Below are 12,715 nucleotides of genomic sequence, written 5' to 3'. Positions count from 1 at the left end.
CGGGGCTTGGAGCCCGTGCTCATGAGCGACCTCCAAGCATCGCGGCAGGCAGGAAAAGCAGGAGATCTTCGTGGGCGGTGGCGCAGGCGGGGATGCCTCGTTCGCGGGCGCGGCGGGTTTCGAGCATCTGGAAGAAGGAGGCCCTGTTGACCAGGCCGCCGTCGCGGAGCCCGGCGAGTAGGGCGACGTGACGGCCAACAAGGACCAGACCGTGCTGGTGGGCGGTGTCGATGACCTGGCCGGGCAGGTCGATCAACTCGCCTTTGACGCGGATGGGGCGGATGGTCACGGCGATCACCCCACCCGGCTGGAGCAGGGTGGCGCTGGCGGCCAGGATGCGGCCGAAGCCGTCCATGAGGCCGGGTAGGGGCTGGTGGGCGAGGTTGCCACGGTCGGTGGAGTAGCGGTGGTTGCGTTTGACGATCTTTCCGCCGCCGTTGTCGCGTCCGGAGCGGATGTGCCCGTGGGTGTGGGATCCGTAGGGTGGTGAGGTGAGCACCAGCGCCGCTTTCCCGTGCAGGGCCTGGTAGATGGTGGCGATGTTGCGGGCATCGCCGCAGGCCAGCTGAGGCGTGCCGGTGGCTCCCTGATTGTGGGCGTGCAGCAGGTTGCCCAGGGTGAGGTGGACGAAGTCGGGCTCGTACTCCACCCCGGCGGCGTCACGGCCGAGGTGAATGGCCTCGACCAAGGTGGTGCCGATTCCGCACAGCGGGTCGATGACCAGGTCGCCGGCGCGGGTGAACGCTTTGATGACGGTGGCGGCGATTGCGGGCAGCATCTTGCCGGGATGCCGCATCGACTCGGGCGTGTATCGTCCCTGGCGCTGTAGCCGGGACGGCTGCTGCCCGGTCGCCAGAACCGATGCCAGAGCCGATGTGGTGGAGGTGTCCTGGTTCATCGGGCGCCTCCGCCTCGTTGGTCCTGCGGCTTGCTGAACAAGATCACATCGGCATGGAGGCTGACGGGCGGCAGCGCACGGGATCGGGTGTCGCGGAGTTCGGCGAGGTCAGCCGGGCCGGCCTGGACGACCAGGGCATCCCCGTCGACCGGCACTCGCAGTGCGATGACGTGCTGGGCGTAGCGGAACCCCAGGCTCTGGGCTTGGCGGATGATGCGGGGTGCGGGGTCGATGAGGCGTCCGGCGTGGTGGCGGGCGGTGGTGGTGATCGCCAGGACGCCACCGGGCCGCAGCACCTTCCACGCTGACGCCAGGAACAGCCCGAGTTGCTGGCTGGTGAGCATCCACAGGTCCGCCCGGCACGCGGGGCAGCCGCGTTCCCCGACTCGTCTGGGGTGGTGGCCGCCGGTCTCGTAAGGCGGTGGTGCGGCGGTGACCAGTGCAACGTCGCCGAGGTGGTCGGCCAGACCGCGGGCCATCTGGTCGGGACGGGCAGGCCGCATCTCCACCCGCGTCAGCTGCTCTTCGGGCAGGGTGGCGCGCAGGCGGGCGCCGATGTGCTGGGCGAGTGGGAAGTGCGGGACCAGCGCGATACCGCGGCGGTCCAGGTCGGCGGCGGCGACCAGGGTGGCTTCGCTGGTGGTGAATCCTTCGGCGACGATGTCGCCTTCGCGGGTGCAGGTGTCGATCAGATGCCGGGCCAGTTCCCTGCCGATCGGCTGCCGGTGCCGCAGGCAGACCTGCCTCGCCGGAGCGGCAGCTTGAAAACGGTCTCTGGCTCCGGCGCCGGTTCCGGAGGCACTGACGGCGCTGTCGGTGTCGGTGCTGGTGTCGGAGCACAGCCAGACGGTCAGCGGCACCATCCGGCGGGTCGCGGTCGGGCCGGCGCCAGGGCCGGTGGGTGTGTGGTTGGAGTTGGACGGTGTGTGGTTCATGTGCTGGGTGACCCGAGACGGCCACCCGATCCCCGTGCACCGATGAAGCACCGCCACCCGGCCCGATCTTCACCCCAGGCTCGTTTCATGTTTTGGTCAAGCCCGCCTGCCCGACTCGTTACCTGACGGCTCCACGCGCAGGCCACTACGGATGCACGCGATACGCGGTCTGGTGGGCGCTGAGCGTCCGTCTGAGGTCGGAAACCAGTGGGTGGCGCGGTTCAAGTTCCGGTAATGGCTACCGGGTGGCGGGTGAATTCGGGGCGGTGTCGCGGTGCTTCAGGGGTGCCTGTCGAGATCACCGGTGAACGGTGCGGTCAGGGCGGACGGCTAGAACCCGGTCCCCGCCGCATCCATCCCGTCACCTCGTGCCCTTCCAAGGAGGACATCCACAGCCCCGGCTGTGCCGTCGCCGGTGGTCTCGCCTGGCAGCCCGTACTCGTCCTGAATGTTTCGGAGACGCTGCCATGCACACTCGCAACCGCCCACGCCAAGGCGCCCGCCGCGCACGGCGTCCGGAGAACAACCAGCCCGCCACCAACTCGGTGGCCACCGCGACCCGAGCGAAACCACGGCGCCCCAGCCGGGCCCGGCTGGTCACCGCGTCCCTGCTGTGGACGGCCGGATGCGTGGCCACGGCGCTGCTGGTGCCCGGCGTCGCCGAGGCCAGCACGAGCCTGGCCGCTGCGGCGTCGTTGAAGGAGGTGATCACCAACCTGCGGAACGTGATCGTGGGTCTGCTGGTTGGGTTGGCGACGTTGTTCGCCACGATCGGCGGGGTCCGCTACATCCTGGCCGGCGGCGACCCGGGTGAGGTGGAGGCGGCCAAGAAGACGCTGCGGTACGCAGCGATCGGCTATTCGGTCGCAGTTCTGGCGCCGGTGCTGGTCAAGCTGCTGCAGAGCATCGTGGGCGAGCCCTCGTGACACGCGCGACCGTCCTGCGCCGGCCACCACCCCAGTCGGCTGGCTTCGGGTCGCCCCCAGCCACTGCGACCAGGGTCGCCGTACTCGTGGCGGTGGTAGCCGGGGCTTGGCTGTGGATGGTGGCACAGCCAGTGAGGGCTGCAGCCGATCCGCCGCCGAGTCCGTCTCCTGGAGCGCCTGTTCAGACTCCACCGGGTTCGCCGCCGACCTCTCCCGCACCGCCCTTGCCAACGCCGACGTCGCCACCGTCTCCGTCTCCGTCTCCGGGGCCATCGCCTACACCGGCGGACCCTGGCGGGCAGGGCACGGGCGGTGAGGGAGAAGAGGAGGGGTGTGGGTTCGCGGATGTGAGTTGTAAGGCCAAGGAGGCGGTGAACGGCTGGTTCGCCGATCTGGTGTCGTCTGCGGCCAAGCCGATCTTCGGTGTGTTGCATGACACGGTGCTGGGCACTCCGGAGGTGGATTCGCCGGAGATGGCGCGGGCGCGTGATCTCTGGGGTGTGTCGCAGGCGATCGCCAACACCTGCTACGTGCTGCTCATCACGGCCGGTGGGGTGTGGCTGATGGCCGGGCACAGCCTGCCCGGCGCCGAACTCACCCCCGGGCAGTTGGCCGTCCGGATCGTGGGGGCGTTCCTGGCCTCCAATCTCAGCCTGATCCTCATCGGGTACGGGATCGGTTTCGCCAACGGGCTCGCCGGCGCGTTCCTAGAGGCCGGGGCCGAGCCGATCGATCCGAGTGTGGTCGCCGATGTGGTGGCCGGGTTCGTGGCCGCGAGCCTGGTGCCGGGGCAGCCGTTCACCGCGATGGTCGGGCTGGGTGTGGTGGTGCTGGCGCTGGGCGTGGCGTTCATCTACGTGATCCGGCTGGCGCTGACGATTGTGCTGATCGCGGCGGCTCCGCTGGCGCTGATGTTCCACGCCCTGCCCATGACCGATGGGCTGGCGCGGCTGTGGTGGCGCGGGATCAGCGGGATCCTGGCGATCCAGGTGTGCCAGTCGCTGGTGCTGGCGACGGCGTTCCGGTTGATGTTCACCGAGACCGACGACACCCGCGACCACCTGATGGGCATGCCATCGCACAACGATGTCACCGATCTGCTGCTGGCGGCCTGCCTGCTGTGGGTGATGTTGCGGATCCCGTCCTGGGTCGCACGCACCATCTGGCGTCCCGCACAGCCGCGGGCGCTGGGCGGCCTGCTCAAGAGCCTGATCCTCTATCGGGGCCTGGGCGCCCTGCTCGGCAACCGGCGCCGCGTCGCCGCACCCGCGCGACTTAGGAACCCGCCTCCACCTCCGCCCGCGCCGCCGGTACCGCCGGTGCCGCCGAGGCGGCCGGAGTTGCCCGGGCCGCCGCGTCCGCCGCTGGCGCTTCCCGCAGGGCCACCGCCTGCGGAACCGCCATCACCTGGTGCCTCTGGCGGTCCCGGGACCGGCCCTCATTCAGGAGGTGGACGTCCGATGCAACTCACGCTCCCGATCCCGTCCGTACCCGCTGGGCCGGGAAGGAGGCGGCCGGTGCAGTTGGCGTTGCCGATCCCCGCGACCCGCGTCCCGCGTCCCGCCGCACCAGCCACTCCTGCCGGGCGCCCGCGGGTGCGGTCGCGGCAGCTGATGTTTCCCGGGATGCCGCGGCGGCCGGTGCCGCAACGGCAGCTGACCTTGTGGACCGACCCACCCAAAACCAGGAGGCGCACGTGAACAGCCGCCCGCATGAGCAGCCGATGAGTGTGAAGATCCCAGCCGACGTCGACCAGCCCGACAAGATCCTCTACGGGCTCACCGCCCGGCAGTTGGCCATCCTGGGCGGCACCGCCGCCGTCGTGTTGTGGGTGCTGCTCACCTTCCAGGCCGTGGTGCCGTTCCCGGTCCTGGTCGCGGTGGTGATACCGGTCGCGGCGGGCGGGATCGTGCTGGCGGTTGCCCGCCGGGACGGGATGAGCCTGGACCGTTACCTTGTCACCGCCCTCACCCACCTGCGCACACCGAGAACCCGAGTCACCACGCAGGGGCCGGTGCAGGCGCCGCCGTCGTGGTGCCGGATGCGTGGGCGGCTGCCCGCACCGCTGCGGCTCCCGGTCCGCGCCGTCCGCCAGGACGGCGCCATGGAACTGGCCGGCGGTGGTGTGGCCGGAATCGTGCGGGCCGGGACGGTGGCGTTCGGGCTGCGCACGCCGGGTGAGCAGGCGAGCCTGGTCGCCGGGTTCGGGCGGTGGCTCAACTCCCTGGACACCCCCGTGCAGATCCTGGTCCAAGCCCGCCCGGTCGACCTGACGGGCCTGGCCGACCACATCACCGCACAAGCACAAGCACCCGCCCTGCCCGATCCGGCGCTGGAGCAGGCGGCAGGCGAACATGCCGCATTCCTGTACGAGATCGGCTCCGCCCACGGTCTACTCGTCCGGCACGTCCTCATCGTGTTCACCAACACCCCAACGAGCTCCGCCTCATCACCTTGGGGCAAGGGTAGGCGTCAGCGGATCGGCCGGGACGCGGGGGCCGAGGTGGTGTTGCGGCGGGCCGCCGAGGCCGTGCAGTCGCTGGCCACGCTAGGGGTGGCGGCCGAGGTGCTGGACAGCGGGTCCTGCGTCGCGGCGCTGGCCGAGTCGTTGTCCCCAGGTGAGCCCCGGCCTGTGGATAACGCTGCGCCGGATGAGCTGATCACCGCTGGGCGGAAGTCGTGATGGGCCGCCTCGCCGAGCATCTTCGAGCAGTCCGCTCCTCGGGCCAAGACGAAGAGACCGATGGCGATTTGTCGGGCATGTTCGGGCCGTCGGCAGTCCGGGTGAACCCACGCTCGCTGGAACTGCCGGGCGGGATGTGCGCCTCGTTCGCGGTCACCGGGTACCCGCGCGAGGTCGGCGCGGGCTGGCTGGAACCGCTGCTGACCTACCCCGGCCGTCTCGACGTCTCCCTGCACGTGGAGCCGGTGCCGCCGCTGGTCGCGGCGCAGCGGCTGCGCCGCCAACTCGCCCGGCTGGAATCGGCGTCCCGCGCCAACGCCCAGCACGGCAGGCTGGCCGACTTCGCCGCCGAGGCCGCCGCCGACGACGCAGCCGAACTCGCCGCCTCGCTCGCCCGCGGGCACGGCCGGCTGTTCCGCGTCGGGCTCTACCTGACCGTCCACACCGTCGATGATGTGGAGTTGGAGGCGGAGGTGCAGCGGGTGCGGGCGCTGGCGGCGTCGCTGCTGCTGGACGTCCAGCCCACCACCTTCCGCTCTCTGCAAGGCTGGACCACCACCCTGCCGGTCGCCCACGACAGCGTGAAGGCACGGCGGGTGTTCGACACCGCCGCCCTCGCCGCGGCGTTCCCGTTCACCTCGCCCGACCTGCAACCCCAGCTCGGTGACACCCCGGTTCTTTACGGGCTCAACGCCTACTCCTCGGGGGTGGTGGTGTGGGACCGCTTCGCCCAGGACAACTACAACTCGGTCACCATCGCCCGCTCGGGGGCCGGCAAGTCCTACTTCACCAAACTCGAAACCCTCCGCCTGCTATACCAAGGCGTCCATGTCGCCGTCATCGACCCCGAAGACGAATACCGGCGCCTGGCCGGTGCGGTCGGCGGCACCCACATCGCACTCGGCGCGCCCGGCGTGTGCTTCAACCCCTTCGACCTGCCCGAAGGGCAGGGTGAGGACACCCTGATCCGGCGGGCGCTGTTCGTCCATACGCTGATCGGGGCGATGCTCGGCGAACCGCTGACCCCGGCGGCGCGGGCGGTACTGGACCGGGCCGTGCTGGCCGCCTACAAGGCGTGCGGGATCACCTCTGATCCGCGGACCTGGAAACGCCGGGCCCCGCTGCTGGCCGACCTTGCCACCGAACTCGACCGTGCTGGACAGGACGGCGCCGCCGAGGCTGCTGACCTATCGGCGCGGCTGGCGCCGTATGTGAACGGTTCCTACCGGGGCCTGTTCGCCGGGCCGACCACCACCCGCCCGGACGGGCACCTGGTGGTGTTCTCGCTGCGGGACCTGCCCGAGGAGACCCGCACCGTCGGGATGCTCCTCGCGCTGGACGCGATCTGGCGGCAAGTCGCCGACCCGTCCGACCGGTGCCGCCGGCTGGTCGTGGTGGATGAGGCGTGGACGTTGATGCGGGAGGACGAAGGCGCCCGGTTCCTGTATCGGCTTGCCAAATCCGCCCGCAAACACTGGGCCGGGCTCGCGGTCGTCACCCAGGACGCCGCTGATCTCCTCGGTTCCGATCTCGGGCAGGCGGTCATCGCCAACTCCGCCACCCAGATCCTGCTCCGCCAAGCACCCCAGGCCATCGACCAGATCGGGGCCGCATTCGACCTCACGGACGGCGAGAAGGCGTTCCTGCTCACCGCCGACCGCGGCCAAGGGCTGCTGTGCGGGTCCGCGACCGGGTCGGACCGGGCCGCGTTCACCGCCATCGCCAGCGGCCACGAACACCGCCTCACCACCACCGACCCCGCCGAACTCGCCGCACTCCACGACCACGACAACCATGCGACCGCTGCCGCGACGGAGGACGACCCGCGATGAACCACTGGACCACGGCACTCGACAACGCCGATGGCCTGTACGACCTCATTACGGAAATATCGCGCTCTCCGCAGCGGCTCGTTGAGCTGGTCACCCACTACGGGTCCGCCGCCACGGCGGGTGTCCTGGGTGGTGCGGCCGTGTGGGCGGCGGCCCGGTGGGGAGTGTGGCGGTGGCGGAACGCTCGGCTCGTGCCCGGCGCGCGGGTCATCGAGATCGCGGTGCCGCCCAAGGTCGAAGCCGGCAGCGCCGCCGCCTGGTGGGCACGCTTGATCGGCCTCACCCTGCCCGCCTGGAAACGCGCCATCTACGGGCAGCCCCACCTGGCGTTCGAATACCTCGCCGACCACAACGGCGTCCGCTTCCAGATCTGGGTCCCTGGAACGGTCCCGCCCGGGCTGGTGGAGAAAACGGTCCGCTCAGCCTGGCCCGGCGCCACCCTCAGTACCCGCCCGGCCGGACCGCCGCTCCCTCTCGCCCCCGACCAGCCGCACGCTGCGGGAGGGCGGCTCGTGCCGGGCCGTTCCGAGCACTACCCGCTCGCGCACGACCACGACACCGACCCGCTACGCGGACTACTCGGGGCCGCATCCGGCCTCGCCGACGGCGAACACCTGGCCGTGCAAATCCTTGCCCGTCCGGCGACCGGGCGGCGCCTGCGCCGCGCGTACCGGGCCGCGTCCGCGCTGCGTGGAGCCCGCTCCACCGCACCCCAAAGCCACATGTTCGACCTGCTCACGCCCGGCATGTCCGCACACCCCAGCCCTATCGAACTCACCCGCCAGCACCCCGAACACGCCGAACAGATCCGCGCCATCCTCAGCAAAGCCGCCAGCCCGCGCTTTGAGGTCCAGATCCGCTACGGCGTCTCCACCCGCCACCCCGACCAAGCCGCCGCCGGGTGGCTACGCGCGCACGCGCACGAGACCGCCTCCACGTTCGCGCTGTTCACCTCCGGCCACCAGCACCTACGCCGACGGCGCCTACCAAACCCGGCTACCCGGTTGGAGTCCCGCCGCCTGTACCGCGGCTTCCTGCTGTCGGTGCCGGAGTTGGCGGCGCTCGCGCACCTGCCGTATGACCTGGCCGCGCCCGGCGTCACCCGCGCCGGGGCCCGCCCGATCGCCCCGTCCCCGGCCGTCCCGGTCTCCGGTCCCGGTGTCCGGGTGCTCGGGGATTCCGAGGCGGGGGCGCCGCGGCCGGTCGGGCTGACGGTCGCCGGCGCACGCCAGCACTTGCACGTGCTCGGGCAGACCGGGGTCGGCAAGTCGACCTTCCTGGCCAACCTGATCTTGTCCGACGCCGAGGCGGGGCGTGGCGCGCTGGTCATCGACCCCAAGGGCGACCTTGTCGCCGATGTGCTGGACCGGCTTCCCGAGCGGGCGGTTGGGAAGACGGTGGTGTTCGATCCCGCCGACCGTGGCCGCCCGCCCTGCCTCAACGTGCTGGCCGGGGGCGATCCGGCGTTCGCCGCCGAGTCGATCGTCACCACCTTCCGCCGCTGCTTCTCTTCCTCCTGGGGACCCCGCCTGGACGACCTGCTCCGCTCGGCGTGCCTGACATTGACGCGGGTCAACGGGGCCCGCGCGACCCTGGCCGATATCCCCCGGCTGCTGGTCGACACCGCCTACCGCACCCGGGTTACCAGCCGCCTCACCGACGAGCTCCTGCAAGGGTTCTGGGCGTCCTACGACGAACTCACCCCAGCGGCCCGCGCGTCGGTGATCAGCCCGGTGATGAACAAACTCCGTGCCGTACTCTTGCGGCCGTTCGTCCGCGACACCCTGTCCGGCGGCGCCTCCACCCTCGACCTGGGCGGCATGCTCGGCAGCGGCGGACTCATCCTGGCCCGCCTCCCCAAAGGCGTGCTCGGCGAGGACGCCGTCCGCCTGTTCGGGTCGCTGCTTCTGGCCCACACCTGGCAGGCCATCACCCCACGCGCCACCCAGCACGAGGGCGACCGGCGGGACGCGTCCGCCTACATCGACGAGGCGCACAACTTCCTCAACCTGCCCGGCTCCATCTCCGACATCCTCGCCGAGGCCCGCGCCTACCGGTTCAGCCTCACCCTGGCCCACCAGCACCTATCCCAACTCCCAAGGGACCTGCGCGACGCGGTGTCCGCCGACGCCCGCAACAAGATCTACTTCGCGGCCTCACCCGAAGACGCCACCGACCTCGCCCGCCACACTGCACCCTTGCTCGCCCCACACGACCTGTCCCACCTTGGCGCCTACCAAGCCGCCGCCCGCCTGATGGACGGCAACGCCCCGACCCCGCCGTTTACCTTCCGCACCCGCCCTCTCCCCGACGCGATCTCCGGCCGCGCCGCAGCCGTCCGGCGCGCCTCGCGTGAGCAGTTCGTGGCCGGGCGGGGCAAACGCCTCATCCCCGCCGTCGGGCTCCGCACCCTCGACACCGAACACCCGGCACCCGCCGAGCCCGGTGCGGGGCCCGAACCAGCCGGACAAGCCGCACCGGCCGAGGGAGAGGATGCGCGATGACGCGATACAAGAGCGCGACCCGTCTGCGCGGGGTGCAGGTGCGGCCGCCGCGGATGACGCCGGAGTTGGTGGCGGAGGTCGCTTACCGGCTCACCGCCCGCGACCGGACACTGCTCGCTCTGGTCTGGGAACACCGAGTCCTGACCACCGGTCAGCTCACCGCTCTGTTGTTCCCCAGCCCCGAACGAGCCCGGCAACGCCTCAACCGGCTCCACCGCCTGCACACCCTGCTGCGGTTCCGGCCCTGGACCCCGGTCGGCTCCCGGCCCTGGCACTGGGTCCTCGGCCCAGCCGGAGCGCACGTCCTAGCCGTCGAGCACGGACAGACGGTGAGCGCATTCGGGTACCGGCAGGACACCGCCACCAGCATCGCCGTCTCGCCCCGCCTCGGCCACCAGATCGGCGTCAACGACTTCTTCGTCCACCTGCACGCCCACGCCCGCCACCACGACGGCACCATCCTGGACCAGTGGTGGTCCGAACACCGCTGCGCCGCCCACTGGGGCGACCTGGCCCGCCCGGACGCGTTCGGCCGCTGGACCCAAGCCCGCCCCGACGGCACACCACGGACGGTGGACTTCTTCCTCGAACACGACACCGGCACCGAAACCCTCGCCCGCGTAACTCGCAAACTCGGCGGCTACGCCGACCTCGCCGAAGCCACCGGCACCACCACACCCGTCCTCATCTGGCTCCCCAGCCCGAACCGGGAAACCAACCTCCGTGCCCTGCTCGGCACCCCCGAGATCCCGGTCGCCACCGCCGTCCACACCCCCGCCACCTCGCCGGACGGTCCCGCCGGGCGAGTGTGGCAGCCCGCCGGAACCACCAGCCGACGGTTCCGCCTCGCCGACCTCGCCACCTTTTGGGGAACAGTCCCACGGCACGAATCGGAGACCGGCTGATGCCACTGGTGATCGGGGCAGCCGCCGCACTGCTCGGTCTGGTCGCCGTGCTCATCGTCGCCCTCGGCGCGGTCATCCCAGGATTCGGAACTGGGAGCGGTGCATGCCAGCCCGCTGCTGGCGAGTCCACCGCCGACATCCCGCCCACATACCTGAACCTCTACCTCAAAGCCGGCAGGGACTACGGGATCGGCTGGCACATTTTGGCGGCCGTCGGGAAAGCCGAGTCTGATCACGGGCGCGGCACCGGCCCCGGCGTCTCCTCGGGCGGCAACTCTGCCGGGGCCGCCGGGCCCATGCAGTTCCTGCCCGGCACCTGGGCCGCGTTCGGTGTCGACGGTGACCGGGACGGCCGCAGGGACGTCTATGACCCGGCTGACGCAATACCCGCCGCCGCCCGCTACCTCAAGCACGGCGGCGCTCCCCGGCGAGTCCGGGCCGCGCTGTTCCAGTACAACCACTCGCGCGCCTACGTGGACAAGGTGTTGAAGCAAGCCCGCGCCTACGCCCAAGGCAGGGCTGGCGAGCCCGAGGTAGCGGCGGGGGCAGGATGCGCAAGCGGCTTCCCGGCGTTGCCTCCCAGCCAGGCCGCCGCGAGAGCGATCGCGTACGCCCGCGCTCAACTCGGCAAACCGTACGTGTGGGGCGCCACCGGCCCGCGCGCCTTCGACTGTTCCGGACTCACCTACGCCGCCTACCGCGCCGCCGGGATCAGCATCCCGCGCGTATCCGGCGCCCAATGGCGGCACGGCCCCCACGTCCCCAACGGCCGTGAGCAGCCAGGTGACCTGGTGTTCTTCAACTCCGGGCCCGGCACCTCCACCAACAACCCAGGGCACGTCGGCCTGGTCATCGGCGGCGGGAAGATGGTCGCCGCGCCGCACACCGGCACGGTGGTGCAGGTCCAGTCCTACCGCCGCTCCACCCTGCTTGGATTCACCCGCCCGACCGCACACCAGCGAGCAGAGACAACGGCGAGAGAAGCGGGCCGGTGACCGATCGCCTTATCAAAGCAACCACGGCGCTGGCGGTGGCGGCGGTCGCCGCCGTCGCCGCGCTCATCTCCTACGCGCACATGCTCGACCTTGTCCGCACCCACGGCGAAACCGGCGCGACGGCGCGGCTGGTCCCCTTCACCGTGGACGGGCTCATCTGGGCGGCGTCGATGGTGATCCTGGACGCCAGCCGCCGCCACCGCCCCATACCGGCACTGGCCGGGTGGAGCCTGGCTGCGGGTATCTGCGCCACCGTAGGCGCCAACCTGGCACACGGCGCCGCACACGGCCCCGTCGGTGCGCTGGTCAGCGCCTGGCCCGCCCTGGCCCTGGTCGGCTCGTTCGAGCTGCTGATGACCCTCACCCGCAGCGCGGTGCCGCGCCCGGCAAGCGGGCCGGAGCTGCCGCGCACCGTACTGGAGCAGCCCGGGACCGAACGCACCACAGTGGAGCAGGGGCCAGAGCAGGCCATCCTCGCCGAGTATCGTGCCAGCCTCCAGGGGCCTGGCCGGCCTCTTTCTCAGCGCCATCTGGCCGAGAAGTACGGCGTCGACCGCCGCAAGGTCAAGCAGATCATCGTCGGTAGCGAGGAGCCGAACTCGCCCTGAGTGCGTGTTTGAGAAGGATCTTGTTATTGGTATGTGAGGGGGCGTGGGCCTTGGCGGACGGCGGGTTGGCCGCCACGGGCCAGGCGGCGGGTCATGAGGCCGATGGCGGCCCAGCGAATCATGGCCTCGCTGGTGGAGGTGTGGCGTTCGTAGTCGCGGGCGAGCCGGCGGTGCCCGGTGAGCCAGGCCAGGGTTCGTTCTACCACCCACCTGCGGGGCAGCACGGCGAACCCCTTCTGGTCTGCGGGTTTGCGGACGACGCTCACCGTGGTGCGCAGGGTGTCGGCGGCCCAGCCCAGCAGCCGCCCGGCAAACCCGGCGTCGGCGAACACTCACCGGCAGGTGGGCGAGGTGAGATACAGGCCCAGCAGTGCACCCTTGGCGCCGTCGCGGTCCTGGACACTGGCCGCGCACACGGTCACCGTGATG

General features: G+C 71.2%; 12 protein-coding genes. 9 read left to right on the top strand and 3 right to left on the bottom strand.

What is annotated here, in order from left to right:
- Positions 1 to 19: 19 nt before the first annotated feature.
- Positions 20 to 898 carry a TRM11 family SAM-dependent methyltransferase gene (locus ACGFIS_RS00060; RefSeq protein WP_392968687.1) on the bottom strand — a complete coding sequence of 293 codons (879 nt, stop codon included), beginning with the start codon at positions 896 to 898 and terminating at the stop codon, positions 20 to 22.
- A complete protein-coding gene (locus ACGFIS_RS00055) occupies positions 895 to 1,833 on the bottom strand; it encodes a hypothetical protein (protein WP_392968684.1) in 939 nt (312 codons plus the stop codon). Before ACGFIS_RS00055 ends, ACGFIS_RS00060 begins: the two co-directional genes overlap by 4 nt.
- 467 nt (positions 1,834 to 2,300) lie before the next feature.
- On the opposite strand from ACGFIS_RS00055, the gene ACGFIS_RS00050 reads away from it, so the two are divergent.
- The 9 genes from ACGFIS_RS00050 (at position 2,301) to ACGFIS_RS00010 (ending at position 12,286) form a co-directional block, all read left to right on the top strand.
- Positions 2,301 to 2,759: a pilin gene (locus ACGFIS_RS00050; protein ID WP_392968681.1), complete on the top strand. Its 459-nt coding sequence runs from the start codon at positions 2,301 to 2,303 to the stop codon at positions 2,757 to 2,759.
- Between the two features lie 112 nt (positions 2,760 to 2,871).
- Positions 2,872 to 3,075, top strand: a complete 204-nt coding sequence (locus ACGFIS_RS00045) for a hypothetical protein (RefSeq protein ID WP_392968678.1) — start codon at positions 2,872 to 2,874, stop codon at positions 3,073 to 3,075.
- A 55-nt stretch (positions 3,076 to 3,130) separates the two neighbouring features.
- On the top strand, positions 3,131 to 4,459 hold the full coding sequence (locus ACGFIS_RS00040; protein ID WP_392968675.1) for a hypothetical protein: 1,329 nt from the start codon (positions 3,131 to 3,133) through the stop codon (positions 4,457 to 4,459).
- 23 nt (positions 4,460 to 4,482) lie between these two features.
- Positions 4,483 to 5,442 carry a PrgI family protein gene (locus ACGFIS_RS00035; protein WP_392968673.1) on the top strand — a complete coding sequence of 320 codons (960 nt, stop codon included), beginning with the start codon at positions 4,483 to 4,485 and terminating at the stop codon, positions 5,440 to 5,442.
- Between the two features lie 101 nt (positions 5,443 to 5,543).
- Positions 5,544 to 7,274 carry a VirB4 family type IV secretion system protein gene (locus ACGFIS_RS00030; protein WP_392968670.1) on the top strand — a complete coding sequence of 577 codons (1,731 nt, stop codon included), beginning with the start codon at positions 5,544 to 5,546 and terminating at the stop codon, positions 7,272 to 7,274.
- Complete coding sequence (locus ACGFIS_RS00025; protein ID WP_392968668.1) at positions 7,271 to 9,778, top strand: helicase HerA domain-containing protein; 2,508 nt, start codon at positions 7,271 to 7,273, stop codon at positions 9,776 to 9,778. The genes ACGFIS_RS00030 and ACGFIS_RS00025 overlap by 4 nt, the downstream gene beginning before the upstream one ends.
- Positions 9,775 to 10,683 carry a replication-relaxation family protein gene (locus tag ACGFIS_RS00020; RefSeq protein WP_392968665.1) on the top strand — a complete coding sequence of 303 codons (909 nt, stop codon included), beginning with the start codon at positions 9,775 to 9,777 and terminating at the stop codon, positions 10,681 to 10,683. The genes ACGFIS_RS00025 and ACGFIS_RS00020 overlap by 4 nt, the downstream gene beginning before the upstream one ends.
- The gene (locus ACGFIS_RS00015; protein WP_392968663.1) at positions 10,683 to 11,678 is read left to right on the top strand and encodes an NlpC/P60 family protein; all 996 of its coding nucleotides are present in this window, start codon (positions 10,683 to 10,685) and stop codon (positions 11,676 to 11,678) included. Before ACGFIS_RS00020 ends, ACGFIS_RS00015 begins: the two co-directional genes overlap by 1 nt.
- Positions 11,675 to 12,286, top strand: coding sequence for a DUF2637 domain-containing protein (locus ACGFIS_RS00010; RefSeq protein WP_392968660.1), 612 nt, complete (start codon positions 11,675 to 11,677; stop codon positions 12,284 to 12,286). The genes ACGFIS_RS00015 and ACGFIS_RS00010 overlap by 4 nt, the downstream gene beginning before the upstream one ends.
- Before the next feature lie 23 nt (positions 12,287 to 12,309).
- Here the strand turns inward: ACGFIS_RS00010 and ACGFIS_RS00005 are convergent, their stop codons facing one another.
- Positions 12,310 to 12,618, bottom strand: a complete 309-nt coding sequence (locus tag ACGFIS_RS00005; RefSeq protein ID WP_392968657.1) for a transposase — start codon at positions 12,616 to 12,618, stop codon at positions 12,310 to 12,312.
- Positions 12,619 to 12,715: the final 97 nt, after the last annotated feature.

It is taken from the genome of Spirillospora sp. NPDC048824, from assembly GCF_043198455.1.
Classification (GTDB): domain Bacteria; phylum Actinomycetota; class Actinomycetes; order Streptosporangiales; family Streptosporangiaceae; genus Spirillospora.
The sequence above is the reverse complement of the archived record's forward strand: the minus strand, read 5'-3'. Positions and strand labels throughout refer to the sequence as shown.